Origin of the sequence: Streptoverticillium olivoreticuli subsp. olivoreticuli (genome assembly GCF_003391135.1) — a bacterium.
Lineage (GTDB): Bacteria > Actinomycetota > Actinomycetes > Streptomycetales > Streptomycetaceae > Streptomyces > Streptomyces blastmyceticus.
In genome coordinates, this window is sequence record NZ_CP031455.1 from 6,660,490 (window position 1) to 6,684,326 (window position 23,837).

Sequence of the window (23,837 nt, forward strand, 5' to 3'; positions counted from 1 at the left end):
GGATCCCGCCGTGCCGACCGTCCCCGCCTGGACCCGCCGCGGCTTCCTCGCCGCCTCCGCCGCCGGTGCGCTCGGGCTCACCCTCGCCGGGCCGGGGGAGGAGTTCCCGGCGCTGCGGCAGCGGTGGCGCGCCATCATGCTCGGCACCGGGTTCGACGCCACCGCCGAGCCCTACGCCACCGTCCTGCGCGGCACCGGGGAGCTCGCCCGCGCCCACCGGGCGGGCATGAGACCCGCTCCCGCCTCGCTCTGGCCCGACGCCCCCTTCGACCCGCCCAGCGGGATCACCCAGAGCTATGCCCGGCTGCACACCATGGCGCAGGCGTACGCCCAGCCCGGCACCGGGCTCACGGGGGACACCGGCCTCGCCGCCGACGTCCTCGCCGGGCTCGACCACGTGCACGAGCGCGTCTACCACCCGGGCACCACGCGGTACGGCAACTGGTGGGAGTGGCAGATCGGCAGCCCCCGGCTGCTCCTCGACACACTCACGCTCCTCCACGACGAGGCCGGTCCCGAGCGGCGAGCCGGACAGCTGGACGCGGTCGGCCACTTCGTCCCCGACTCCGAGCTCGGCGACTACTCCGGCACCAGCACCGGGGCCAACCGCGTCGACCTGTGCCGTGTCGTCGCCCTGCGCGGCATCCTCGGCGCGGACGCCGACCGGACCGCGCTCGCCCGCGACGCACTCTCACCCGTCTTCCCCCATGTCACCCGGGGCGACGGGCTCTACGCCGACGGCTCCTTCGTCCAGCACACCTGGGTCGCCTACTCCGGCACCTACGGCCAGGTCCTGCTCGACGGGCTCGGGCGGCTCTTCGCCCTGCTGCGGGGATCGCGCTGGGAGGTCGACGACCCGGCCGCGCGGAACATCCACGACAGCGTCGAGAACGCCTACGCGCCCCTGATCCACGACGGCCTGATGATGGACAGCGTCTCCGGCCGCGCCATAAGCCGGGGCCTGCAGCGCGCCGACCCCCGAGGGCTGCCGCAGAGCGACCGTCAGCGCGGCCACGCGGTCATCGCCGCCGTCGCCCTGCTGGCGGGCAGCGCGACCCCCGCCGACCGGGACCGCTGGTATGCGCTGATCAAGGGCTGGGCGGACCGCGGCACCGGCCTGCGGGGCGACCCGCAGTTCGGCGTCGCCGACCTCGCCCGTATCGCCGCTGCCCTCGACGCCCCGGGTCCGGCCGCGCCCGCGCCCGTCGGCCACCGGCTGTTCGCCGCCATGGACCGGGCCGTGCACCGCCGCCCCGGCTGGACCGTCAACATCGCCATGGCCTCCGACCGCATCACCCACTACGAGAACGGCAACGGAGAGAACCCCCGCGGCTGGCACACCGGCGCCGGAATGCTCTCCTGGTGGGCGGCGCCGGGTGGCAACGGGCAGTACACGGACGCCTTCTGGCCCACCGTCGACCCCTACCGGCTGCCCGGGACGACCGTCTCGGCCAAGCGGCTCGCCGACAACGAAGGCGGCGGCTGGGGAGCGCCCAGACCCGCCGTGCGCTGGGTGGGCGGCGTCACCGACGGGGAGTTCGCGGCCGTCGGGCAGCACCTCAAGGGGCTCGCCTCCACCCTGGAGGCCCGTAAGTCCTGGTTCTGCGCGGCCGACGCGGTCGTCTGCCTCGGCGCGGGCATCACCGCCCACGACGGCACACCCGTGGAAACGGTCGTCGACAACCGCGCCCTCGGGGAGCACGGTGTGCCCCTCCTGACCGTCGACGGCGAACCGCAGGCCGCCACCGTCGGCTGGGCGCGGTCCTACGCCCGCGCCCACTGGGTCCACCTCGCGGGCCACGGCGGCTATGTCTTCCCGGGCGGTGCCCCCCTGGAGGCCCTGTGCGAAGCCCGCACCGGCGCCTGGCACGACATCAACTCCGGCGGCAGCCCCGACCGTTTCACCCGCCGCTACCTCACCCTCCTCCGCCCCCACGGCACGGACCCGGCCGACGCCGCCTACGTGTATCTCCTGCTGCCCGGCGCCGGGCAGCGCGCCGTGGAGGCCTGGGCCGCGGACCCGCGCCGGCTCATGGTGCTCGCCAACTCCCCCGAGTGCCAGGCGGTTCACCTCCCCTCGCTCGGCCTCACCGCCGCCAACTTCTGGGTGGCGGGCACGGCCGGTGCGGCGGGCGCCCTCGCCGTCTCGGCCCCGGCGTCCGTGCTCGTCAGGGAGGCGCCCGGCCCCGCGCCGGCCGCGCGCGGGCGCACCGCGACCCTCCACCTCGCCGAGCCGCCGCGCACCGGCACCCCCCTCGACCTCACCTGGCACCGCCCGGTGCGCGGGGTGACCGCCCACGACCCCTCGGTGCGGGTGCTGGCCACAGGTGACACACTGCGGCTCAGGGTGACCCCGGGCACGGCCTGTGCCACCCACCGCTGTACGGTCGCTCTGGAGTGAGCGGCCGGGATGCCGCCCCGCGCCGGACGGCCGTCAAGTTGGGCAGCCTACGGCTCCTGTCAAGGACTTTTGTGGGGTATTCACAATGGGCACCCCCTATTGGGGGTGCCCCGGACCCCAGTCGCTGTGGCCTTCTGTGATCCCTGCCCACCAAATGGCACAGGACGTTGTATGGAACCGACATGAGTTTCCGGCGGCCCCGCCACGTACCGTCTATGCATGAGCAATCTCGAAGGTGCGCCCGTAGAGGCGAGTGACGTCCGTGGGCGCGTCGCCGAGCTGCACGCCATCCGCGAGCAGGTTCGGCGTGGTCCGAGCGAGCGGGCGACCCAGGCCCAGAAGGCCAAGGGGAAGCTGACGGCCCGGGAGCGGATCGACCTGCTCCTGGACGAGGGGTCGTTCTCCGAGGTGGAGCCGCTGCGGCGGCACCGGGCTTCGGGGTTCGGACTGGAGAGCAAGAAGCCCTACACCGACGGTGTGATCACCGGCTGGGGCACCGTCCACGGCCGCACGGTCTTCGTCTACGCCCACGACTTCCGGATCTTCGGCGGTGCGCTCGGCGAGGCGCACGCCACCAAGATTCACAAGATTATGGACATGGCCATCTCGGCCGGGGCGCCCCTGGTGTCCCTGAACGACGGCGCCGGAGCCCGCATCCAGGAGGGCGTCTCCGCGCTCGCCGGCTACGGCGGGATCTTCCAGCGCAACACCCGGGCCTCCGGCGTCATCCCGCAGATCAGCGTGATGCTCGGCCCCTGCGCCGGCGGCGCGGCCTACAGCCCGGCGCTCACGGACTTCGTCTTCATGGTCCGCGAGACCTCGCAGATGTTCATCACCGGCCCCGACGTCGTGCGCGCCGTCACCGGCGAGGAGATCAGCCAGAACGGCCTGGGCGGCGCGGACGTGCACGCCGAGACCTCCGGTGTGGCCCACTTCGCCTACGACGACGAGGAGACGTGCCTCGAGGAGGTCCGCTACCTCCTGTCGCTGCTGCCGCAGAACAACCGCGAGAACCCGCCCCGCGTGGCGAGCGAGGACCCGGCCGACCGCGTCGGCGAGGCCCTCCTCGACCTGGTCCCGGCCGACGGCAACCGCCCGTACGACATGCGCAAGGTCATCGAGGAGCTCGTCGACGACGGCGAGTACCTGGAGGTCCACGAGCGCTGGGCCACCAACATCATCTGCGCCCTGTCCCGGCTGGACGGCCAGGTCGTCGGCATCGTCGCCAACCAGCCGCAGTCCCTCGCCGGAGTGCTGGACATCGAGGCGAGCGAGAAGGCCGCCCGCTTCATCCAGATGTGCGACGCCTTCAACATCCCGATCATCACTCTTCTGGACGTACCGGGCTTTCTTCCCGGCGTCGACCAGGAGCACGGTGGAATCATCCGGCACGGCGCGAAGCTGCTGTACGCCTACTGCAACGCCACGGTGCCGCGGATCTCGGTCATCCTGCGCAAGGCGTACGGCGGCGCGTACATCGTCATGGACTCCCAGTCCATCGGCGCCGACCTCACCTACGCCTGGCCGACGAACGAGATCGCCGTCATGGGCGCGGAGGGCGCGGCCAACGTGATCTTCCGCAAGCAGATCGCCGAGGCGGACGACCCCGAGGCGATGCGGGCGCGGATGGTCAAGGAGTACAAGGCCGAGCTGATGCACCCGTACTACGCCGCCGAGCGCGGACTGGTGGACGACGTGATCGACCCGGTCGAGACCCGGTCGGTGCTGATCAAGTCGCTCGCGATGCTCGCCACGAAGCACGCGGACCTGCCCTCCCGCAAGCACGGCAACCCGCCCCAGTAAGGGAGTAACGCATGGAGAACACGCTCGTACGCGTCGAGAAGGGCACCGCCGACGCGGAGGAAGTCGCCGCGGTCACGGCCGTCCTGCTCGCCCGTGCGGCCGCCGCGGGCAACGCCCCGGCGGTGGCCCGGCCCCGCCGCACGGCCGCCGGGTGGCGCCGCCTGGAGCGCACGTCCGGCTTCAGGGCGCCGCACAGCTGGCAGGTCTAGCGCTCGCCGCCTCGACCGGTGGCGAGCCCGCCCCCGCCACCGGATCACGCAGAAGGTCCCCGCACTCCGTGAGTGTGGGGACCTTTTCGCGTCGGCACAGCCGATCGCTCACCGCAGGCGCGCCATCAGGGCGTGCTCGACCAGGGTGATGAGGGCGCTCTTCGCCTCGTTGCGGTGGCGGGCGTCCGTCGTGATGATCGGGGCGTCCGGGCCGATCTGGAGGGCCTCACGGACCTCCTCCGGCGTGTACGGCTGGTGTCCGTCGAAGCCGTTGAGGGCGATGACGAAGGGCAGGCCGCTGTTCTCGAAGTAGTCGACGGCCGGGAAGCAGTCCGCGAGCCGGCGGGTGTCGACGAGCACGACGGCGCCGATCGCGCCGCGCACCAGGTCGTCCCACATGAACCAGAAGCGGTCCTGACCCGGGGTACCGAAGAGGTACAGGATCAGGTCCTGGTCCAGGGTGATGCGGCCGAAGTCCATGGCCACGGTCGTCGTGGTCTTGTCCGGCGCGTGCGTGAGGTCGTCGATACCCGCGGAAGCGGACGTCATCACGGCTTCGGTGCGCAGCGGGTTGATCTCCGAGACCGCACCGACGAACGTGGTCTTGCCCACGCCGAATCCACCCGCCACCACGATCTTCGCGGAGGTGGTGGAGCGGACTGCCTCGCCGCTAGAGGTTCCGAAGTCCACTGAGCACCCTTTCGAGCAGTGTCACGTCAGGCTGGCCGCCGGCGGACTCGTCGCCGCCGGGCTGATGGATGGCGACGAGCCCGGCCTCCGCCAAGTCGGCGACGAGGATTCGGGCGACGCCGAGGGGGATGGAAAGGAGTGCCGAGATCTCGGCGACCGACTTGATCTCACGGCACAGATGGCAGATGCGCTGGTGTTCCGGCAACTGCCCTTGGAGCTGGGACGGCTGGGCCGTGGTGTGCACCAGCGCCTCGATGGCGAGCTGGTACCGCGGCCGGGTCCGGCCGCCGGTCATCGCATAGGGACGGACCAGCGGATTGTGCTTCTTGCCCCCCGAGGGGGACGCCTGAGCTGCGCGCCGGTTCTGCTGTTGCTGCGGCACCGGCTGGACGTGCTGTGGCGGACGCGGGGGCTCCGCGTGCGCTTGGTGGCTCGGCGCAGAGGGGAAGTTGAAGCGGTTCAGCGGGGGCTGTCCCTGCTGTTCATTGCCATACGGGTAACCGCCTGGGGGCGTTGCCACGTCGATCCTCCTCCAACTCGCCTGTCTGCTGCTGGTCGCGCCACCGCACCTTATGGCGCGGTGGCGCGAAACGCACTGCCTCTTTGCTAGTTGAGAAGGCTCCCCTGCAGTTCGGCACGGAGATCGGGCGTGAGCACGGTGCCCGCGCGGTCGACCAGGAGAGCCATCTCGTAGCCCACGAGGCCGATGTCGCACTCGGGGTGCGCCAGTACGGCCAGCGAGGATCCGTCGGAGACGGACATGATGAAGAGGAAGCCGCGCTCCATCTCCACCACGGTCTGGTTGACCGCGCCGCCCTCGAAGATCCGGGAGGCGCCGGCCGTCAGCGAGGTCAGGCCGGAGGCGACCGCCGCCAGCTGGTCCGCGCGGTCCCGCGGGAAACCTTCGGACATCGCCAGAAGGAGTCCGTCGGCGGAGACCACGACGGTGTGGGACACCCCTGGGGTGTTCTCCACGAAACTGGTGATCAACCAGTTCAGGTTTTGCGCCGCCTGGCTCATCGGGCTCACACTAACGCTCCTGATCGTAGGTACCGCCGGGGCCGAAGCCCTGGTCGTGTTGCTCATGCTGCTCCTGCGCGGAGCCGGCGGTGTCGCCGCCCGCGCTGCGCCCCTGCTGGACACCGCGGCGCAGATTGCTCAGCCTGCCGCGTACGTCCTCCGGGGCACGGGATATCTGGGTGCCGCCCTGGGGGGTCTGCGCCGCCTTGCCCTCGATCAGATTGGCCTTGGGCACTCGGCGGGGCAGGCCGGAGGGGGTGATTCCACCGGCTTTCGGCTCACGGAGCTGCTCGGCGCGGTGCCAGCGCTCGTCGTTCGTCGATCGCCAGTCGGGCTCGTCACCCTCGTGCGGCTGCTGTCGGACGTCCTGCTGAGGCTGCTCCGGTTCGCCGGCCCCCGCGGCGTCCTCGACTGACTCGGGCTGCTGCCACTGCGTCGCGCGGCGCGGCAGACCGGACCCGGTCAGCGAGTGGGAGCCGCTCGAGGCGGGGCCCGGACGGTCGAACTCTACGCGCTCGGGCTGTGCCGTGTCAGCGGGCGGCCGGGATTCCGAATCCGCTCCGTAACCCCGCTGGGGGGCGTTCTGGTACGGACCAGACTCCTGCCACCCGCCCTGCTGGGCCGGGGCGTTGAAACCGTCGAAGCCCTGCTGCTGCCCGGCGTAGCCCGGTTCCGCATAGCCGGCGTCGTAGCCGGCGTCCGGATAGGCGGTCTCCGGGTAGGCGTGCTGGGACGTCTGCTCGTAGGACTCGTGCTCCGGCTGCGGCGCCTGGTGCTGCCCCGTCGAGTACTGATCCTGCTGGGGCACGGCGTGCTGGCCGGTCGAGTGCTGCCCCTGCTGCGGGACGGCGTGCTGGCCCGTCGAGTGCTGACCGGGGTAGGGGACCGCGTGGCCACCGGTGTCCTGGTCGGGCTGCTGCTCGTACCCCTGCTGCTCGTACGGCTGCTGGGACACCTGGTCCTGGAACAGCGGGCGGCCTTCGGCCACCTGTGCCTCCAGGGCCGCGCGCCGCTCCTCGCGCAGTCGCGAGCGGCCGAGCGGGTCCAGCGCCGGGGCGCCGGAGTTCTCCTGCCGGGGCTCGTAGCGCGAGTCGTCGAAGCCGAGCTCGGCCGCGGTGCGGGCCCGGGCCATGGGCGTGGCCTGCTGCTCGGGCACCATCCGGGAGACCGTGAAGTCGTCGCCGGCCAGCTCGTCCTCGCCGCCACCACCGTGCGTGATGGCGTCCGGGAGCATCACCAGCGAGGTGGTGCCGGCCTGCTCGCCGGACGGGCGGAGCTGGACGCGGATGCCGTGGCGGGTCGCCAGGCGGCCGACCACGAAGAGGCCCATGCGCTGTGCGATCGCGACGTCCACGGACGGCGGGTTGGCCAGGCGGTGGTTGATGTCCGCGAAGTCCTCGGCGGTCAGGCCGATGCCCTTGTCGTGGATCTCGACCATCACGCGGCCGTCGGGCAGCCGCGTCGCGGTGACCCTGACCTTGGTGTGCGGGGAGGAGAACGAGGTCGCGTTCTCCAGCAGCTCCGCGAGCAGGTGCACGAGGTCGGTCACGGCCAGGCCGTGGATCTCGGCGTCCGGGACGCCGGACAGCTCGATGCGCTCGTACGCCTCCACCTCGGAGGAGGCGGCGCGCAGCACGTCCACCAGCGGGACCGGCTGGTCCCAGCGGCGGCCGGGCTCCTCGCCGGCGAGGACCAGGAGGTTCTCGCCGTTGCGGCGCATGCGGGTGGCCAGGTGGTCCAGGCGGAAGAGGTTCTCCAGCTGGTCCGGGTCGGCCTCGTTCTCCTCCAGCTCCGTGATCAGGGTCAGCTGGCCCTCGATCAGGCTCTGGTTGCGGCGCGAGAGGTTGGTGAAGATCGCGTTGACGTTGCCCCGCAGCAGTGCCTGCTCGGCGGCGAGCCGGACGGCCTCGCGGTGCACCTGGTCGAAGGCGCGGGCGACCTCGCCGATCTCGTCCCGGGTGGTGATCGGGATGGGCTGGATCCGGGTGTCCACGCGGCCGGGGTCGGTGCGCGAGAGCTGGTCGACCAGCGCCGGCAGCCGCTGCTCGGCCACGTCGAAGGCGGCGCGCCGCAGGTGGCGCATGTTGCGGCTCATCGAGCGGGCCATCATCCCGGCCACGAAGAACGCGATGATGAGAACGGTGACCAGGATGGCGCCGTTGACGTAGGCGGTCTGCTGAGCGTCGGAGGAGACCTGCTCGGCCTCGTTCACCGCCTTGTCGGCCAGCTCCTTCTCGACCTCGCGGTAGGCGTCGAACTTCGCCGTCGCGGCCGTGAACCAGCTCTCGGGGCTGATGTCCAGGGCGGTCTGCTGCTGCTTCGAGATCTTGCCGGCCGCGATCAGGTTGAAGATCTTGTCCTGCTCGGACGACTTGGCCTTGGTGGCCATGATGTCGTTCAGGCGGCTGATGTCGTCCTCGCTGCCGGCGGCGTCGTACTCACGCCGGGCGATGGTCTCCAGGAAGTTGTACGAGATGAACGCGGTCGTCTGGGCGGCCCGGTCGGCTTCGCCCTCGGCCGGCTGGACCAGCAGGTGGGTGCCGATGGAGCGCTGGAGCGACTCGGCGGCCTTCGCCAGCTCGATCGCGTAGACCATGCGGCCGTAGGAGTTGTTGCCGGTGCCCAGGCCCAGCTCGTTGGCGAAGGTCATCAGCGGCTGCTGGATGGCGCCGTAGCCGTCCTCCGACTTCACCTGCGGCATCTCCGAGGTGAAGGCCGCCTGGCGCAGCTTCGGCAGCGTCAGCTCGGCCTCGCGGAAGAGCTTCAGACGGCGCCGCAGGCTCTGGGTGTCCGGCGCCTTGGCGACGGCCTTGTCGAACTCCGCCCTGGCGGTGTCCGTCGCGGCCTGCGCCTTCTTGACGACCGGGTCGTCCCGGTGCTTCAGCAGCATCGGCTGCGTGCTCAGGTCGCGCTCGTCGATGACGGCATGGGCGTACGTGGCCGCGGCACGGACCAGACGCGCGGTGTTCGCCGCGTCCTTCGCCTCGGTCCAGGTGTCCACCGAGCCCTTGACGTCGAGACCGCCGAAGACCAGGGCCACGAGCACCGGGATCAGCAGGATCGCGTTCAGGCGAACGGGCACACGCCAGTTGCGGGGCGAGAAGCGGCCACCGGGGGCCGCGGGCGGCGGGGCGGGCGTTTCTGGCACGTCGGAAGGCGGCACCGCTGTGCGCGACGGCGGGGTGAAGTTGCCCCGCTCGTCCCGCGCCTGCTGTGCGGCGCCCGTCTTTCTGCGCGTCACTCGACCAACAACCTCTCGGCGTCGGCACCTGCGTTGTGTGCCGTTTTTCGAACTGAGCCGTTACCGCTCAGTTCCTGGAATTCCAGCACGTCAGGCGTGCGCATTCCAAACACTGCACGCGGCCGACGGCCGAAGCGATTTGCCCGACATAAAACGGGCATTAAGAGCGAGCGACGCCAAATGGCGGGCGAATCATGAGCGCAGCGAAGTCGGTCGAACGCACGCTGTGTCCGCGTCCGGTCGATTCTCTGTCGAAACGTTATGAACGCAGTGCCGGGTCGTGTTCAATACCACAACCCATTTGCGACAACCAGGAGATTGCGCGTCGCTACTTCAGCCGCGCCATCAGGGCGTGCTCGACAAGAGTGATGAGGGCGCTCTTCGCCTCGTTCCGATGGCGGGCGTCCGTCGTGATGATCGGGGTGTCCGGGCCGATCTGGAGCGCCTCGCGCACCTCCTCGGGACCGTACGGCTGGTGCCCGTCGAAGCCGTTGAGGGCGATGACGAAGGGCAGGCCGCTGTTCTCGAAGTAGTCGACCGCGGGGAAACAGTCCGCGAGCCGGCGGGTGTCCACCAGCACGACGGCACCGATCGCACCGCGCACCAGGTCGTCCCACATGAACCAGAAACGGTCCTGACCCGGCGTCCCGAACAGATAAAGGATCAGATCGTCGTCCAGCGTGATGCGGCCGAAATCCATCGCCACGGTCGTCGTGGTCTTGTCCTGGACGTGGCTCAGATCGTCGATCCCGGCCGACGCGGACGTCATCACGGCTTCGGTGCGCAGCGGGCTGATCTCCGAGACCGCGCCCACGAACGTGGTCTTGCCCACGCCGAAGCCGCCCGCCACCACGATCTTCGCGGAGGTGGTGGAACGGCCCGCGCCCCCGCTAGAGCTTCCGAAGTCCACTGAGCACCCTTTCGAGCAGTGTCACATCCGGCGTCCCGCCGGACTCGCCGCTGCCGCCCGGCTGGTGGATCGCCACCATCCCGGCCTCCGCCAGGTCCGCGACGAGGATGCGCGCCACGCCCAGGGGCATGTTCAGCAGCGCCGAGACCTCCGCGACCGACTTGACCTCCCGGCACAGGTGACAGATCCGCTGGTGCTCGGGGAGCAGCCCCTGGAGGTGCGCCGGATCGGCCGTGGAGCTGACCAGGGCCTCGATGGCGAGCTGGTAGCGCGGCCGGGTGCGGCCACCCGTCATGGCATAGGGGCGGACCAGCGGCTGGTCGCCTTCACTCCCGTACGACGCGTGGTGAGAAGCGCCGTACGGGCCGGGCGAGGCGGGCGGGGTCATGAATCCTCCGGACGGGACAGCAGGATGGCAATAATGCCGTCGAGCGGTGGCCGGTGGGGGGTTTTCGGCCGTGCGGTCGGACGGTATCTGCGGTGTGCGCGGGTCAGTTCAGCAGGCTGCCCTGGAGCTCGGCACGGAGATCGGGCGTGAGCACGGTGCCCGCGCGGTCGACCAGGAGAGCCATCTCGTAGCCCACGAGGCCGATGTCGCACTCGGGGTGCGCCAGTACGGCCAGCGAGGATCCGTCGGAGACGGACATGATGAAGAGGAAGCCGCGCTCCATCTCCACCACGGTCTGGTTGACCGCGCCGCCCTCGAAGATCCGGGAGGCGCCCGCGGTCAGGGACGTCAGGCCGGAGGCGACCGCCGCCAGCTGGTCCGCGCGGTCCCGCGGGAAACCTTCGGACATCGCCAGAAGGAGTCCGTCGGCGGAGACCACCACCGTGTGGGACACCCCTGGGGTGTTCTCCACGAAGTTGGTGATCAACCAGTTCAGATTCTGCGCCGCCTGGCTCATCGGACTCAACTAACGCTCCTGCTGGTAGGTGGGGCCAACGTTGTGGCTGCCGGTGGCCGAGGAGTTACCGGCCTGACGGCCCTGCTGGATGCCCCGGCGAAGGTTGGTCAGACGGCCGCGCACGTCGTCGGGCGCACGCGAGACCTGCGGACCGGTCGGGTTGTTCTGCTGCTGCTCCGCGGTGCCCTCGACGAGGTTCGCGCGCGGCACGCGCCGCGGCAGACCGGACTGGGTGATCCCGCCCGCGGCCGGCTCACGGACCTGCTCGGCCCGGCGCCAGCGCGCGTCGTTGGGGGAGTCGCGCCAGTTGTCCTGCGCACCCGGCTGCGGCCGGGCGGCCCGCGGGGCGGGCGGGACCTGGGAGCGCTGCGGGTCGTCGAGGGTCTGGCGCGGCTCGCGCCGCGGCAGCCGCTGCGGGGTGGCCGCCGGGGGCTCCGGCGCCGCGGGTGCCTGGTTCTCGTCCGTGCCGCGGAACCAGTTGGACTCCAGCTCCTCGAAGAGCGGGGTCCGGCCGTCGCCGGGACCGGCCGAGGGCAGCGGGGCCGGCGCGGCGTCGGGACGGGCGTGACCGCCCGCGGCGCCGTCCTGCTGACCGAACCGGCGCTCCGGCGTACGGGCGGAGCCGTCACCGGCCAGCGGCCAGTCGTCCGCCGGTGCCTGGTGCTGCGGTGCCTGCGGCCGCGCGTGCTGGCCACTGGTGCTGTTCGGGGCGTCCGTGGTCCCGGGCAGTGCGAACTGGCCGGTGCCGTCGGGCCGCGTGAACTGGCCGCTGGTGCTGTTGGGCGCGTCCGTGCTCGCGGGCAGTGCGAACTGGCCGGTCGTACCGGGGCCGTTCGGCTGCGGGAACTGGCCGCTCGTGCTGTTGGGGAGGTCGAACTGCCCCGTGCCGCCCGGACCGTCGGGGCGCGCGTACTCGCCCGACGTGCTGCCCGACGGCTCGGGCGCGGACCCGATCGCCGGGAACTGGGCGGTGTCGCCGGGGCCACCCGCGGGCAGGGCGAACCCGCCCGACGTGCCGCCTGCCGGCGCGGCGAAGCTGCCCGTGCTCTCGGAGGAGCCGAGGGCGTCGACGTCCTGGTGACCGCGCGGGGTGTCCTGCGCGGCGCGGCCCGCGGCGTCCGCGGACGGCACCGGCCAGTCGTCGGCCGGCGGCTTCGGGGCGGCCGGCTGCTGCTGGCCGCCCCAGCTGGGGGTCTTGCGGGTCGGCAGCTCGGGCGCGGAGCCGGGGGCGGCCGCGGGACCGCTGCCCCGGCGCCTCGGCATCTGCGGGCGGCGGACGTTGTCGCTCGCCGGGGGGATGGCGGCGGGGCCGCCCTCACCGCGGGACGGCAGCGCGGGGCGGCCGTCGGCGCCCGGGGCGCCCTTGGCGTCGCCGCCACCGCGCGGCGCGGCGTCGAAGAGGCTGCCACCGGTCGAACCGGCGCCCGCACCGGCGCCGTTGCCCGCGCCGGGCGCGGGGACGGGGCGCGTCGGCAGACCGCTCTCCGTCGTGGCCGGGCGGCCGGGCAGCGCCGGACGCGGGCCGCTGGCCGGGACCTGGCGGCGCGGCGCGGAGCCCATCGGGCCGGGGCCGCCCTTGCCGCCGGGCGCGGGGGGCATGCCCGCCGGGGCGGGCGCGCCGGTGGCACCGGGCATCGGCCGCTTGCCGCCCTGGGCGACGTCGACCGGGAGCATGACGAGCGCGGTGGTGCCGCCCGAGTCGGACGGGCGGAGCTGGATGCGGACGCCGTGTCGCAGGGACAGGCGGCCGACCACGAACAGACCCATGCGGCGGGAGACCGACACGTCCACGGTCGGCGGGCTGGCGAGCCGCTCGTTGATGGAGGCGAGGTCCTCGGGGGAGAGGCCGATGCCGGTGTCGTGGATCTCGACCAGCACCCGGCCGTCGGGCAGCGCGTGACCGGTGACCTTGACCTTGGTCTGCGGCGAGGAGAACGACGTGGCGTTCTCCAGCAGCTCGGCGAGGAGGTGCACGAGGTCGTTGACCACGCGGCCGGCGACCTCGGTCGGCGGCACACCGCTGAGTTCGATGCGCTCGTACTGCTCCACCTCGGACGCGGCGGCGCGCAGGACGTCGACGAGGGGCACGGGCCGGGTCCACCGGCGGCCGGGCTCCTCACCCGCGAGGACGAGGAGGTTCTCGCCGTTACGGCGCATGCGGGTCGCGAGGTGGTCGAGCTTGAACAGCGAGGAGAGCTGGTCGGGGTCGGCCTCGCGGCTCTCCAGCTCGGAGATCAGCGACAGCTGACGCTGGATGAGGCCCTGGCTGCGGCGCGAGAGGTTGGTGAACATCGCGTTGACGTTGCCTCGCAGCAGCGCCTGCTCGGCGGCGAGGCGGACCGCCTCGCGGTGCACGTCGTCGAAGGCCGCGGCCACCTTGCCGATCTCGTCCGTGCTGTGCACGCCGACGGACTCCACGGACGTGTCGACGTCCTGCGGGTCGGTCTCGGAGAGCTGCTTGACGAGCTCGGGCAGACGTTCCTGGGCGACCTTCTGGGCGGTGTCCTGGAGGCGGCGCAGCGAGCGCACCATGGACCGTGCCACGACGAACGCGCCGACGAGCGAGATGCCGAGGACGAGCACGATCAGCACACCGTTGAGGATGGCTTCCTGCTGGGCCTCGTCGCGCAGCTCGCGCGCCTTCTGCTCCATCTGCGAGAGCAGGGTCTGCTCGACCTTGGACATCTCGGTGATCTTGGTGCCCGACTGGTCGGACCAGTCCATCCAGGTGGCCTGGGCGTCCTTGATCCCGTCCTTCTTGGACAGCACGCGCTCGGCTAGGGCGTTCGCCGTGGTGACGTCCGGGGCACCGCCGTTGAGCGCCTGAAGCAGCGTCTTGGCGTCCGCGGCGTGGATCGCGGAGAACCGCTTGATCGCCTGGTCCTCGGCCTGCCGCGCCTCGTCGGCGTACTGGCGGTCGTTGTCGGAGAGGTTGGCGCCGCCCTTGGCGGCCAGCGCCGCGGTGATCACGGCGCGCTGGATGGACGCGTACTCCTTGGCGGCGGAGAACGTGGCCAGCGAGCGGGTCGCGGTGATCATGTCGGCGTTGCTGGTGGCCTGGGCCATGTCCTGCGAGAGCGACAGCAGCGAGTTGATCAGCGAGTCGTAGTTGTTGACGGTCTTCGCGATGTAGGCGTCGTCGTTGTACGCGGTGTTGCGGACGTCCTGGATCTTCTTCAGCTGACGGCTGATGTCGACCAGGGTGGTCTGCACGCCGACCATCGTCGTGTCGTTGGGCTTCACGCCCTCGGTGGCGTCGCTGAAGGCCTGGATGGCCTTGTCGGAGCGCTGCCGGGTGGAGACCACGAGGTCGTTGGTCTTGTTGCCGGCGGCCAGCGGCCCCGCGGTCTTGTCGCGCTCCTCCTGCAGGGCGCTGGCCAGTGCGGTGGCCTTGCCCGTCATGTCGGTGAGGAGCTTCATGTGGTCGAGCTGGTCGACGTTCTGGAGCGAGCTGTCGATACGCAGGGCACCCAGGGTCGTCGCGGCGACGACGGGGAGTGCCAGCAGGGAGACGAGCCGGGTTGAAATGCGCCAGTTGCGCAGGGCTATTCGTGAGCCCGGCCCGCTGGGCCCTTTCGCCTTCGACTTGGACTTCGACCGTTCGGCGGATTCGCCACCGGTCGGCGCGTCGACGGACGTGCCGCGGTCGGTCGCACCGCGCGGCTCCGGCTCCGCCGCAGCGCTGCCATCCCTCTTGAAACGTCCCTGCACTAGCGTCGCAACCTCTGGACCAGGCGTCCCACCGGTGGAGCGGCGGGACGGTGTCGAGTCGTGGGGGGACCGCGGTTGCCCCCTGGCGGTCCGTGGAATTCCAGCACAGTGCCGGATCTCCAACAAGGCCGGTGCACGCCCCCGTGCGGTGCGTGACGCTCGGTGCCGTGATCCGTCACGGGGTGTAGAGGACCAGAGCCTTTATATGGGTCTGAAATCGACAATTCACCCCTTGGGCAACCCCGGCCGCCACGTGTCCCAGTCGCCATGATCAGGAGCGGAACGTCAGGTTCAGCCATGCAATGTCCGTTTCGCGAAGGCGAAATCGACGCCCGCTATGCGGCATTTTTCAGCGCGCTCGTGAGCAAACTCACAAGCAAGTCATGACTTCTCGCGCGGACGACTGGGGATAGGCGCGCCTAGCCTGGTCCTTTACACAAGCCGCGAAAACGACCGCGACACACCACACCGCGAGGCAGCAAGTGCAGAGCACCACGAAGAAGACGAAGACCACGACGACGCTGGTGTCCCGCAAGACCGCCAACCCGCGCCGCACGACGCTCGCCCACCTGGAGAGCGCCCAGGCGCTGCGCGCCCTGGAGCCCCGGGAGCACGCCGTCGAGCTGCCGGCCGTCACGGCCAACCCGCGCCGCACGGTCCTCATGACCGCCCCCGTCGCGGCCCCCCAGGGCTGACCCTCCCGGCGGCGCACGGGCCGCGCACGCCCCCCGCGATAGCCTGAGACGGTCAGACTCCGGCCGGATCAGATAAGGGGCAACAGCTTCCCGTGCGCATCGCCAGGTTCTCCATCGACGGCAACGTCGCCTTCGGCGTCGTGGAAGGGGACGCCTCAACCGAAGGCGGCCCCGTCCTCGACATCATCAAGGGCCACCCCTTCGCCGAATTCGAGCGCTCGGGGCAGAAGATCCCTCTCTCCAAGGTGCGGCTCCTGCCGCCCGTCCTGCCCAACAAGGTCGTCGGCATCGGGCGCAACTACGCCGAGCACGCCGCCGAGCTGGGCAACGAGGTCCCCGACGCCCCGGTCGCCTTCTTCAAGCCGTCCACCTCGGTCATCGGCCCCGGCGACCCCATCGCGTACCCCTCCTTCTCCAGCGAGGTGCACCACGAGGCCGAGCTGGCCGTGGTCATCGGGCGGATGTGCCGCGAGGTCCCGCGCGAGCGTGTGAAGGACGTCATCCTCGGCTACACCTGCGCCAACGACGTCACCGCGCGCGACATCCAGCAGCGCGAGAAGCAGTGGGCCCGCGCCAAGGGCTTCGACAGCTCCTGCCCGCTCGGCCCCTGGGTGGAGACCGAGCTCGACCCGAGCGACCTCGGGATCATGTGCACGGTCAACGGCGAGCAGCGCCAGCTCGGCCGCACGAGCGACATGGTGCGCTCCATCGAGGATCTGATCGTCCACATCACCGAGGCGATGACGCTGCTCCCCGGCGACGTCGTCCTCACCGGCACCCCGGCCGGCGTCGGCCCCCTGAACGTCGGCGACGAGGTCGCCGTCACCATCGAAGGCATCGGCACTCTCACCAATAAGGTGATCAAGCGTGGCTAGCGCAACTCCCGTACGCGTCCGTTTCTGTCCCTCGCCGACCGGCAACCCCCACGTGGGTCTGGTCCGCACCGCCCTCTTCAACTGGGCGTTCGCCCGCCACAACGGCGGCACCATGGTCTTCCGCATCGAGGACACCGACGCGGCGCGCGACTCGGAGGAGTCGTACGAGCAGCTGCTCGACTCGATGCGCTGGCTCGGCTTCGACTGGGACGAGGGCCCCGAGGTAGGCGGCCCGCACGCCCCCTACCGCCAGTCGCAGCGCATGGACATCTACAAGGACGTCGCGCAGAAGCTGCTGGACGGCGGCCACGCCTACCACTGCTACTGCACCACCGAGGAGCTCGACGTCCGCCGCGAGGCCGCCCGTGCCGCCGGCAAGCCGTCCGGCTACGACGGCAAGTGCCGGGTCGTGACCCCCGAGCAGAAGGCCGCGTACGAGGCGGAGGGGCGCCCCTCCATCGTCCGCTTCCGGATGCCCGACGAGGCGATCACCTTCACCGACCTGGTCCGCGGTGAGCTGACCTTCACCCCGGAGAACGTCCCGGACTACGGCATCGTCCGCGCCAACGGCGCCCCGCTCTACACGCTCGTCAACCCCGTCGACGACGCGCTGATGGAGATCACGCACGTGCTGCGCGGCGAGGACCTGCTGTCCTCCACCCCGCGCCAGATCGCGCTCTACAAGGCGCTGATCGAGCTGGGCGTCGCCAAGGAGATCCCGGCCTTCGGCCACCTGCCGTACGTCATGGGCGAGGGCAACAAGAAGCTCTCCAAGCGCGACCCGCAGGCGTCCCTCAACCTCTACCGGGAGCGCGGCTTCCTCCCCGAGGGGCTGCTCAACTACCTCTCGCTGCTCGGCTGGTCGTTCTCGGCCGACCAGGACATCTTCTCGATCGACGAGATGGTGGCGAAGTTCGAGCTCGCGGACGTCAACGCCAACCCGGCCCGCTTCGACCTCAAGAAGGCCGAGTCGATCAACGCCGACCACATCCGGCGCCTCGACGTGAAGGCCTTCGCCGAGGCCTGCGCCCCGTGGCTGCGTGCCCCGCACGCCAACTGGGCCGCGGAGGACTTCGACCCGGCGGCCTGGGCGGCGATCGCCCCGCACGCCCAGACCCGCGTCACGGTCCTGTCGGACATCACGGCCAACGTCGACTTCCTCTTCCTGAAGGAGCCGGTGGAGGACGAGGCGTCCTGGAACAAGGCCATGAAGGAGGGATCCGACGCCCTGCTGCGCACCGCCCGGGAGAAGCTCGGGGCGGCCGACTGGTCCAGCCCCGAGTCCCTGAAGAACGCCGTCCTGGCGGCGGGCGAGGAGCACGGCCTGAAGCTCGGCAAGGCGCAGGCCCCGGTCCGCGTGGCCGTCACCGGCCGCACGGTCGGCCTGCCGCTCTTCGAGTCCCTGGAGATCCTGGGCCGCGAGCGCACCCTGGCGCGCATCGACGCGGCGCTGGCGAAGCTGGCGGCGTAAGGCCGTTCCGGCACACCGGGGGCCGAGGGCCTGTTCGCGCGGTACGAGTCCGCGGGGCAGGCCCTCGGCCCTTTTCCGCCGGGGCCGCTCCACGGGCCGTGTGCGGCGCCCGGGACCTCTTCCCGGTCGCCCACGGGGCCTTGCGGCGGTGTCCCGGCCGGTGCGCGGGCTTATCGGTTTTGGAGCACCCTCCACCTTCGGGTAATGTTCTTCCTGCGCCGCCCGAGAGGGCCGAGAGGCCGGAACGGACGGAGCAAGCCCGAGCAAGACCCCTTCAGGGAGGTCGAGTTCTGGTGGGGTATGGTGTAATTGGCAGCACGAGGGTTTCTGGTTCCCTTAGTCTAGGTTCGAGTCCTGGTACCCCAGCAAAAGAAATTCACTCGGATTTCTTTTGATAAAGTAGGAAACGCAGTAAAGCGCAGTGCGAGCCCCCGTTGTGTAGCGGCCTAGCACGCCGCCCTCTCAAGGCGGTAGCGCCGGTTCGAATCCGGTCGGGGGTACAGATCCTGAATTCATCACCATCCGGAGATTTCCCGGAGGCGAGGAATGGATCGCTAGGGCCCCCGTTGTGTAGCGGCCTAGCACGCCGCCCTCTCAAGGCGGTAGCGCCGGTTCGAATCCGGTCGGGGGTACTTGTAACACCATGGGCTATGGTGTAATTGGCAGCACGAGGGTTTCTGGTTCCCTTAGTCTAGGTTCGAGTCCTGGTAGCCCAGCGCAGAGAGCGATAGCTCTGCAAACAGCAAAGCAGGCCCCCGTTGTGTAGCGGCCTAGCACGCCGCCCTCTCAAGGCGGTAGCGCCGGTTCGAATCCGGTCGGGGGTACAAAAAGGAAAGATGCCTCCCGCATAAGCGGGGGGCATTTTTTCGTGCGGGCTTCCGCAGGCACGGACCGGGGCCGATAATCCACGCATGGCCCATACCGACGGCGCGCGACACCGGGGCGGCACGAGCGGCACCGGCGGCACGGCCGGCACGGTTCACGTCGGTGACCTCCGTCCCGGCGACCACGCCTGTGCGCTCTACGCGTCGGACGAGGAACGGGCGTCGATCCTGCGGGGCTTCCTGCTCGGGGGGCTGGACGCGAAGCACAAGATCCTCTACCTCGCGGGCGCGGACGGCCCACGGGGACCGGGAGAACTGCTGGAGCAGTGCCGGTTCACCGGGCCGCCGGAGGTGCCCGCCGGGCAGCTGGAGGTGCTCGGACCGGCCGAGCTCTCCCCGCGGCAGGGCGAGTTGGACCCGGCCGCGTTACTCGGCTCGCTGCGGGCGGCCGTCGACCGGTCCCGCAGCGAGGGCTACCGCGCGCTGCGCATCACGGGGGATCTGTGCACCGCTCTGTGCGACGGCCGGGACGTCTCCCGGCTGCTGCGCTACGAGGCCCTGCTGGCCGCGGAGTTCGGCTCCGGCGAGGCACTGGCGGTCTGCCAGTGCGACACCCGCCGCTGCGACCCCGCCGCCCTGGACGCCTTCGCATCGGCTCATCCCAGGAGCGTCGAAGTGGATCCCCTCATCCGTACCGCCGAACTCGTCGTCGTCCGCACCTTCGACCCACCGGGCCTGCGGATAGAAGGGGTGGTCGACACCGCCTCGCACCGGCACCTGCGCGACGCCCTCCAGTCCGTCGCCTCCGTCCGGGGCGACGTCCGGCTGGAGATGTCCCGGGTGGAATTCCTCGACCTCGCCGGGCTGCGGCTGCTGATGACCTTCGCCAGGGCCCGTGCCGCCCGCCACTGCACCGTCGAACTGGCCGGGGTGCCGCCCCATCTGCTGCATGTCATCACCCTGATCGGCTGGGACCGGACACCGGGCCTCCGGCTGGGGGCCGCCCATGCCTGCTGAGCACGCGGGCCCCGACGGGCCCGGAACCGCCCGGGGGTTCGTCCATCACGCCTGCCTGTACGGGAGCGACGAGGAGTTCCTCGCCATGGCGGTGCCCTTCGTCCACGCCGGGCTGGCCGCGGGGGAGCCGGTACTGGCGGCGACGACCCCCGCCAACATCGAACTCCTGCGCGCCGCCCTCGGGGACGACGCGCACGCCCTGGACACCGCCGAGACCGCGTACTTCGGCCGCAGACCCGTCGAGCGGGTCTCCGCCTTCCTGCGCTACCACGACCGCCGGGCCCGGCCCGGCGGTCGGCTGCGGATGATCGCCGAGCCGGTGTGGAGCGGCAGATCCGCCCGCCAGACCGCCGAGTGGAAGCGGATGGAGTCCGGCCTGAACCTGCTGCTGGCCGGACTTCCGCTGTGGATGATCTGCCCGTACGACACCCGGACCGTGCCGCCCGACGTGGCCGAGGCGGCCTGCGCGACCCATCCGGCGCGGCTGGACGGCGAGCGCGTGACACCGTGCGCCGCCTATCGCGACCCCGCGCACTACACGGCGTCGGTGCCGCCGCCCGACCTCCCGCCGCCGCCCTCGGCCGCCCTGGCCCCTCCGACGGCCGACCTCCCCGCCGTACGCCGCTTCGCCCGCGCCCGGGGGGCCGCCGCGGGCCTCACCGGCGAGCGGCTCGCCCTGGCGGTGCTCGCCGTCCACGAGGCCGCGGACCACCTGCTGACCGCCGACGGCGCGCACGTCACGCTGAGCGCCTGGGAGGAGCCGGGGGCCCTGGTGTACGACCTGTGGCGTCCCGGGCCGCTCGGCGCCCCCGTGCCCGCGCTCGCGGGCTACGCGCCGCCCGGGGCCGCCCGGGGCGGGGAGGACGGCCTCTGGCTCGCCCGCCGCCTCAGCGAGTCCCTGGACGTGCGCTCCCGGGACGACGGGACCCGGATCACCCTGCGCGTCGCCGGCCCGGGAGACGCGGAAGCCCTGTGAGGGCGGGCGTCGCGCCCGCCCTCACAGGGCTTTTTCGAACCGAAGGGTCAGCCGTTGCGGCGCAGGGCCTCGCTCAGGCGCACGGCCGCGTCGATGACCGCCTGGGCGTGCATCCGGCCCGGGTGGCGGGTGAGGCGCTCGATCGGTCCGGAGACCGAGACGGCGGCGACCACGCGGTTGGACGGGCCCCGCACGGGAGCGGAGACCGAGGCGACGCCCGGCTCCCGCTCGCCGATCGACTGGGCCCAGCCGCGGCGCCGCACGCCCGAGAGCGCCGTCGCCGTGAAGCGGGCGCCCTGGAGGCCGCGGTGCAGCCGCTCGGGCTCCTCCCAGGCCATCAGCACCTGCGCCGCGGAACCGGCCTTCATCGGCAGCGTCGAGCCGACCGGCACGGTGTCCCGCAGGCCGGACAGCCGCTCCGCGGCCGCCACACAGATGCGCATGTCGCCCTGCCGCCGGTAGAGCTGCGCGCTCTCGCCCGTCACGTCCCGCAGGTGCGTGAGCACCGGCCCGGCCGTGGCCAGCAGCCGGTCCTCGCCGGCCGCGGCCGCCAGCTCGCTCAGCCGCGGGCCGAGGATGAAGCGGCCCTGCATGTCCCGCGCCACCATGCGGTGGTGCTCCAGCGCGACCGCGAGCCGGTGCGCCGTCGGGCGCGCCAGCCCGGTCGCCGTGACCAGTCCGGCCAGCGTCGCCGGACCGGACTCCAGAGCGCTCAGAACCAGAGCCGCCTTGTCGAGAACGCCCACACCGCTCGAGGCGCCACCAGAGTTGTCCATGAAACGATACTCCCGTCTCACACTGTGAAACGCAAGTTCAATTTTCCGGCGGACCCGCCAACCTGGAGGGACAGCAACCCACGAGCGACACGAATGGGACCGGCGGCGACGCCGGCCGGAGGGACAGCGATGGGACGGACACTCGCGGAGAAGGTCTGGGACGACCACGTCGTCACGCGCGCCGAGGGCGAGCCCGACCTCCTCTTCATCGACCTGCACCTGCTCCACGAGGTGACCAGTCCGCAGGCCTTCGACGGGCTGCGCAAGGCGGGCCGCCCGGTCCGCCGGCTCGACCTCACCATCGCGACCGAGGACCACAACACCCCCACCCTCGACATCGACAAGCCGATCGCGGACCCCGTCTCCCGCACCCAGCTGGAGACCCTGCGCAAGAACTGCGCCGACTTCGGGGTGCGGCTGCACCCGCTGGGCGACGTCGAGCAGGGTGTGGTCCACGTGGTGGGACCGCAGCTGGGACTGACCCAGCCCGGCACCACCGTCGTCTGCGGCGACAGCCACACCTCCACCCACGGCGCCTTCGGCGCGCTGGCGTTCGGCATCGGCACCAGCCAGGTCGAGCACGTCCTCGCCACCCAGACCCTGCCGCTGGCCCCGTTCCGCACCATGGCCGTCACCGTCGAGGGCGAACTGCCCGAGGGCGTCACGGCCAAGGACCTGATCCTGGCGGTCATCGCCCGCATCGGCACCGGCGGCGGCCAGGGCTACGTCATCGAGTACCGCGGCCCGGCCATCGAGAAGCTCTCGATGGAAGCGCGGATGACCGTCTGCAACATGTCCATCGAGGCGGGCGCCCGCGCCGGGATGATCGCTCCCGACGACACCACCTTCGCCTACCTCGAAGGCCGCCCCCACGCACCCCGGGGCGCCGACTGGGACGCCGCCGTCGCCCACTGGCGCACCCTGCGCACCGACGACGACGCCGTCTTCGACCACGAGGTGGTCATCGACGCCACCGGGCTCTCGCCGTTCGTCACCTGGGGTACCAACCCCGGCCAGGGCGCACCCCTGTCGGCGAGCGTTCCCGACCCGGCCTCCTACGCCGACCCCTCGGACCGGCTCGCCGCCGAAAACGCCCTGGAATACATGGGGTTGACGGCGGGTCAGAAGCTGCGCGACATCCGTGTGGACACCGTCTTCGTGGGCTCGTGCACCAACGGCCGCATCGAGGACCTGCGCGCCGCCGCGGCCGTCCTGGAGGGCCGGCAGGTCGCCGACGGCATCCGGATGCTGGTCGTCCCCGGGTCCGTACGCGTCTCCCTCGAGGCCGTCGCGGAGGGGCTGGACAAGGTGTTCACCGCCGCCGGGGCCGAATGGCGGCACGCGGGTTGCTCCATGTGCCTGGGCATGAACCCCGACCAACTCGCGCCCGGCGAGAGGTCCGCGTCGACCTCCAACCGCAACTTCGAGGGCAGGCAGGGCAAGGGCGGCCGCACCCACCTGGTGTCGCCCCAGGTCGCCGCCGCCACCGCCGTCCTGGGCCGGCTGGCCTCCCCGGCCGACCTGGCCGACGCGTCCGACGTACGTACTGCCGTAGGGGTCTGAGGAGACATGGAAGCCTTCACCACGCACACCGGCCGGGCCGTACCGCTGCGCCGCGGCAACGTCGACACCGACCAGATCATCCCGGCGCACTGGCTCAAGAAGGTCACCCGCGACGGCTTCGAGGACGGGCTCTTCGAGGCATGGCGCAAGGACCCGGAGTTCGTGCTGAACCGCCCGGAGCGCCGGGGCGCCACCGTCCTGGTCGCGGGCCCCGACTTCGGCACCGGCTCCTCCCGCGAGCACGCCGTCTGGGCGCTCCAGAACTACGGCTTCAAGGCCGTCGTCTCGTCCCGCTTCGCCGACATCTTCCGCGGGAACTCGCTGAAGAACGGACTGCTGACCGTCGTCCTGCCGCAGGAGACCGTCGACGCGCTCTGGCGGCTGACCGAATCCGACCCCACCGCCGAGGTGACGGTCGACCTCGTCGGACGACAGGTCCGGGCCGAGGGAATCACGGCTGATTTTGAGCTTGACGAGAACGCGCGCCGGCGTCTTCTGGAGGGACTGGACGACATCGACCTGACCCTCCGGCACGAGGCCGACATCGCCGCCTTCGAGGCCCGGAGGCCTTCGTACAAGCCGTCCACGGCCCAGTTCTGACACGGATTTCAGGCCCGTCCGGCGGTCGGCCGACACGCTTGCGGGGACCCGGATTTTCGCTGCTCACCCAGGGTTTGACATGATGCGCCCCCTGTCTTCGGACAGGGGGCGCATCGCATTGTTGAGGCCCTGTGAAGCGACAACTCGCCT

Annotated in this window: 19 protein-coding genes and 5 tRNA genes; 15 read left to right on the forward strand and 9 right to left on the reverse strand. The window is 71.4% G+C overall.

Annotated elements, in window-relative coordinates; all coding sequences use genetic code 11:
- Nucleotides 1-10: 10 nt before the first annotated feature.
- The 3 genes from DXZ73_RS29615 to DXZ73_RS29625 all read left to right on the forward strand — a co-directional run bounded on the left by DXZ73_RS29615 (nucleotide 11) and on the right by DXZ73_RS29625 (nucleotide 4,413).
- Nucleotides 11-2,401 (forward strand): polysaccharide lyase 8 family protein, encoded by a 2,391-nt coding sequence (locus tag DXZ73_RS29615; protein ID WP_116214067.1) that lies wholly within the window; start codon nucleotides 11-13, stop codon nucleotides 2,399-2,401.
- Nucleotides 2,402-2,620: 219 nt separating this feature from the next.
- The gene (locus DXZ73_RS29620) at nucleotides 2,621-4,204 is read left to right on the forward strand and encodes an acyl-CoA carboxylase subunit beta (protein ID WP_116214068.1); all 1,584 of its coding nucleotides are present in this window, start codon (nucleotides 2,621-2,623) and stop codon (nucleotides 4,202-4,204) included.
- Between the two features lie 11 nt (nucleotides 4,205-4,215).
- Entirely contained in the window at nucleotides 4,216-4,413 is a 198-nt protein-coding gene (locus DXZ73_RS29625; RefSeq protein WP_116214069.1) for an acyl-CoA carboxylase subunit epsilon, read from the forward strand.
- A gap of 108 nt (nucleotides 4,414-4,521) precedes the next feature.
- Here DXZ73_RS29625 and DXZ73_RS29630 read toward each other — a convergent pair whose 3' ends face one another.
- The 8 genes from DXZ73_RS29630 to DXZ73_RS29665 all read right to left on the reverse strand — a co-directional run bounded on the left by DXZ73_RS29630 (nucleotide 4,522) and on the right by DXZ73_RS29665 (nucleotide 14,890).
- Complete coding sequence (locus DXZ73_RS29630) at nucleotides 4,522-5,103, reverse strand: GTP-binding protein (RefSeq protein ID WP_116214070.1); 582 nt, start codon at nucleotides 5,101-5,103, stop codon at nucleotides 4,522-4,524.
- Complete coding sequence (locus DXZ73_RS29635; RefSeq protein WP_116214071.1) at nucleotides 5,084-5,623, reverse strand: DUF742 domain-containing protein; 540 nt, start codon at nucleotides 5,621-5,623, stop codon at nucleotides 5,084-5,086. Before DXZ73_RS29635 ends, DXZ73_RS29630 begins: the two co-directional genes overlap by 20 nt.
- Before the next feature lie 86 nt (nucleotides 5,624-5,709).
- Nucleotides 5,710-6,123 carry a roadblock/LC7 domain-containing protein gene (locus tag DXZ73_RS29640; protein ID WP_162890378.1) on the reverse strand — a complete coding sequence of 138 codons (414 nt, stop codon included), beginning with the start codon at nucleotides 6,121-6,123 and terminating at the stop codon, nucleotides 5,710-5,712.
- 10 nt (nucleotides 6,124-6,133) lie between these two features.
- Nucleotides 6,134-9,364, reverse strand: coding sequence for a sensor histidine kinase (locus DXZ73_RS29645; protein ID WP_116214073.1), 3,231 nt, complete (start codon nucleotides 9,362-9,364; stop codon nucleotides 6,134-6,136).
- 328 nt (nucleotides 9,365-9,692) lie between these two features.
- Entirely contained in the window at nucleotides 9,693-10,274 is a 582-nt protein-coding gene (locus tag DXZ73_RS29650) for a GTP-binding protein (protein WP_116214074.1), read from the reverse strand.
- Nucleotides 10,255-10,662, reverse strand: a complete 408-nt coding sequence (locus DXZ73_RS29655; protein WP_116214075.1) for a DUF742 domain-containing protein — start codon at nucleotides 10,660-10,662, stop codon at nucleotides 10,255-10,257. The genes DXZ73_RS29650 and DXZ73_RS29655 overlap by 20 nt, the downstream gene beginning before the upstream one ends.
- Nucleotides 10,663-10,765: 103 nt before the next feature.
- On the reverse strand, nucleotides 10,766-11,179 hold the full coding sequence (locus DXZ73_RS29660) for a roadblock/LC7 domain-containing protein (protein WP_153451728.1): 414 nt from the start codon (nucleotides 11,177-11,179) through the stop codon (nucleotides 10,766-10,768).
- A 9-nt stretch (nucleotides 11,180-11,188) separates the two neighbouring features.
- Nucleotides 11,189-14,890: a sensor histidine kinase gene (locus tag DXZ73_RS29665; RefSeq protein ID WP_116214077.1), complete on the reverse strand. Its 3,702-nt coding sequence runs from the start codon at nucleotides 14,888-14,890 to the stop codon at nucleotides 11,189-11,191.
- Nucleotides 14,891-15,372: 482 nt separating this feature from the next.
- On the opposite strand from DXZ73_RS29665, the gene DXZ73_RS29670 reads away from it, so the two are divergent.
- From DXZ73_RS29670 to DXZ73_RS29715, 10 genes are all read left to right on the forward strand, one after another.
- Nucleotides 15,373-15,585 (forward strand): hypothetical protein, encoded by a 213-nt coding sequence (locus DXZ73_RS29670; protein WP_116214078.1) that lies wholly within the window; start codon nucleotides 15,373-15,375, stop codon nucleotides 15,583-15,585.
- A gap of 92 nt (nucleotides 15,586-15,677) precedes the next feature.
- Entirely contained in the window at nucleotides 15,678-16,460 is a 783-nt protein-coding gene (locus tag DXZ73_RS29675; RefSeq protein ID WP_116214079.1) for a fumarylacetoacetate hydrolase family protein, read from the forward strand.
- Nucleotides 16,453-17,931 carry a glutamate--tRNA ligase gene (gene gltX, locus DXZ73_RS29680; protein WP_116214080.1) on the forward strand — a complete coding sequence of 493 codons (1,479 nt, stop codon included), beginning with the start codon at nucleotides 16,453-16,455 and terminating at the stop codon, nucleotides 17,929-17,931. Before DXZ73_RS29675 ends, gltX begins: the two co-directional genes overlap by 8 nt.
- 294 nt (nucleotides 17,932-18,225) lie before the next feature.
- Nucleotides 18,226-18,297, forward strand: a tRNA-Gln gene (locus tag DXZ73_RS29685).
- A 61-nt stretch (nucleotides 18,298-18,358) separates the two neighbouring features.
- Nucleotides 18,359-18,431, forward strand: a tRNA-Glu gene (locus DXZ73_RS29690).
- A gap of 59 nt (nucleotides 18,432-18,490) precedes the next feature.
- Nucleotides 18,491-18,563: transfer RNA gene (locus DXZ73_RS29695), tRNA-Glu, on the forward strand.
- Between the two features lie 12 nt (nucleotides 18,564-18,575).
- Nucleotides 18,576-18,647: transfer RNA gene (locus DXZ73_RS29700), tRNA-Gln, on the forward strand.
- A gap of 35 nt (nucleotides 18,648-18,682) precedes the next feature.
- A tRNA-Glu gene (locus tag DXZ73_RS29705) sits at nucleotides 18,683-18,755 on the forward strand.
- An 87-nt stretch (nucleotides 18,756-18,842) separates the two neighbouring features.
- Nucleotides 18,843-19,772 carry an MEDS domain-containing protein gene (locus tag DXZ73_RS29710; protein ID WP_116214081.1) on the forward strand — a complete coding sequence of 310 codons (930 nt, stop codon included), beginning with the start codon at nucleotides 18,843-18,845 and terminating at the stop codon, nucleotides 19,770-19,772.
- Nucleotides 19,762-20,748 carry a sensor histidine kinase gene (locus tag DXZ73_RS29715; protein ID WP_116214082.1) on the forward strand — a complete coding sequence of 329 codons (987 nt, stop codon included), beginning with the start codon at nucleotides 19,762-19,764 and terminating at the stop codon, nucleotides 20,746-20,748. The genes DXZ73_RS29710 and DXZ73_RS29715 overlap by 11 nt, the downstream gene beginning before the upstream one ends.
- A gap of 47 nt (nucleotides 20,749-20,795) precedes the next feature.
- On the opposite strand, the gene ndgR is transcribed toward DXZ73_RS29715, so the two are convergent.
- Nucleotides 20,796-21,524: an IclR family transcriptional regulator NdgR gene (gene ndgR, locus DXZ73_RS29720; RefSeq protein ID WP_087926089.1), complete on the reverse strand. Its 729-nt coding sequence runs from the start codon at nucleotides 21,522-21,524 to the stop codon at nucleotides 20,796-20,798.
- Nucleotides 21,525-21,653: 129 nt separating this feature from the next.
- Between ndgR and leuC the strand changes: the two genes are divergently transcribed.
- Together leuC and leuD are read left to right on the forward strand one after the other, a co-directional pair.
- Complete coding sequence (gene leuC / locus DXZ73_RS29725) at nucleotides 21,654-23,087, forward strand: 3-isopropylmalate dehydratase large subunit (RefSeq protein ID WP_116214083.1); 1,434 nt, start codon at nucleotides 21,654-21,656, stop codon at nucleotides 23,085-23,087.
- Nucleotides 23,088-23,093: 6 nt separating this feature from the next.
- Nucleotides 23,094-23,687, forward strand: coding sequence for a 3-isopropylmalate dehydratase small subunit (gene leuD, locus DXZ73_RS29730; protein ID WP_116214084.1), 594 nt, complete (start codon nucleotides 23,094-23,096; stop codon nucleotides 23,685-23,687).
- Nucleotides 23,688-23,837 lie beyond the last annotated feature (150 nt).

Bases quoted from the DNA above. Each gene is read 5' to 3' on its own strand.
- DXZ73_RS29620 (WP_116214068.1), top strand. From the start codon at position 2,621: ATGAGCAATCTCGAAGGTGCGCCCGTAGAGGCGAGTGACGTCCGTGGG.
- DXZ73_RS29625 (WP_116214069.1), top strand. From the start codon at position 4,216: ATGGAGAACACGCTCGTACGCGTCGAGAAGGGCACCGCCGACGCGGAG.
- DXZ73_RS29640 (WP_162890378.1), bottom strand. From the start codon at position 6,123: ATGAGCCAGGCGGCGCAAAACCTGAACTGGTTGATCACCAGTTTCGTG.
- DXZ73_RS29655 (WP_116214075.1), bottom strand. From the start codon at position 10,662: ATGACCCCGCCCGCCTCGCCCGGCCCGTACGGCGCTTCTCACCACGCG.
- DXZ73_RS29660 (WP_153451728.1), bottom strand. From the start codon at position 11,179: ATGAGCCAGGCGGCGCAGAATCTGAACTGGTTGATCACCAACTTCGTG.
- DXZ73_RS29710 (WP_116214081.1), top strand. From the start codon at position 18,843: ATGGCCCATACCGACGGCGCGCGACACCGGGGCGGCACGAGCGGCACC.
- DXZ73_RS29715 (WP_116214082.1), top strand. From the start codon at position 19,762: ATGCCTGCTGAGCACGCGGGCCCCGACGGGCCCGGAACCGCCCGGGGG.
- ndgR (WP_087926089.1), bottom strand. From the start codon at position 21,524: ATGGACAACTCTGGTGGCGCCTCGAGCGGTGTGGGCGTTCTCGACAAG.
- leuC (WP_116214083.1), top strand. From the start codon at position 21,654: ATGGGACGGACACTCGCGGAGAAGGTCTGGGACGACCACGTCGTCACG.
- leuD (WP_116214084.1), top strand. From the start codon at position 23,094: ATGGAAGCCTTCACCACGCACACCGGCCGGGCCGTACCGCTGCGCCGC.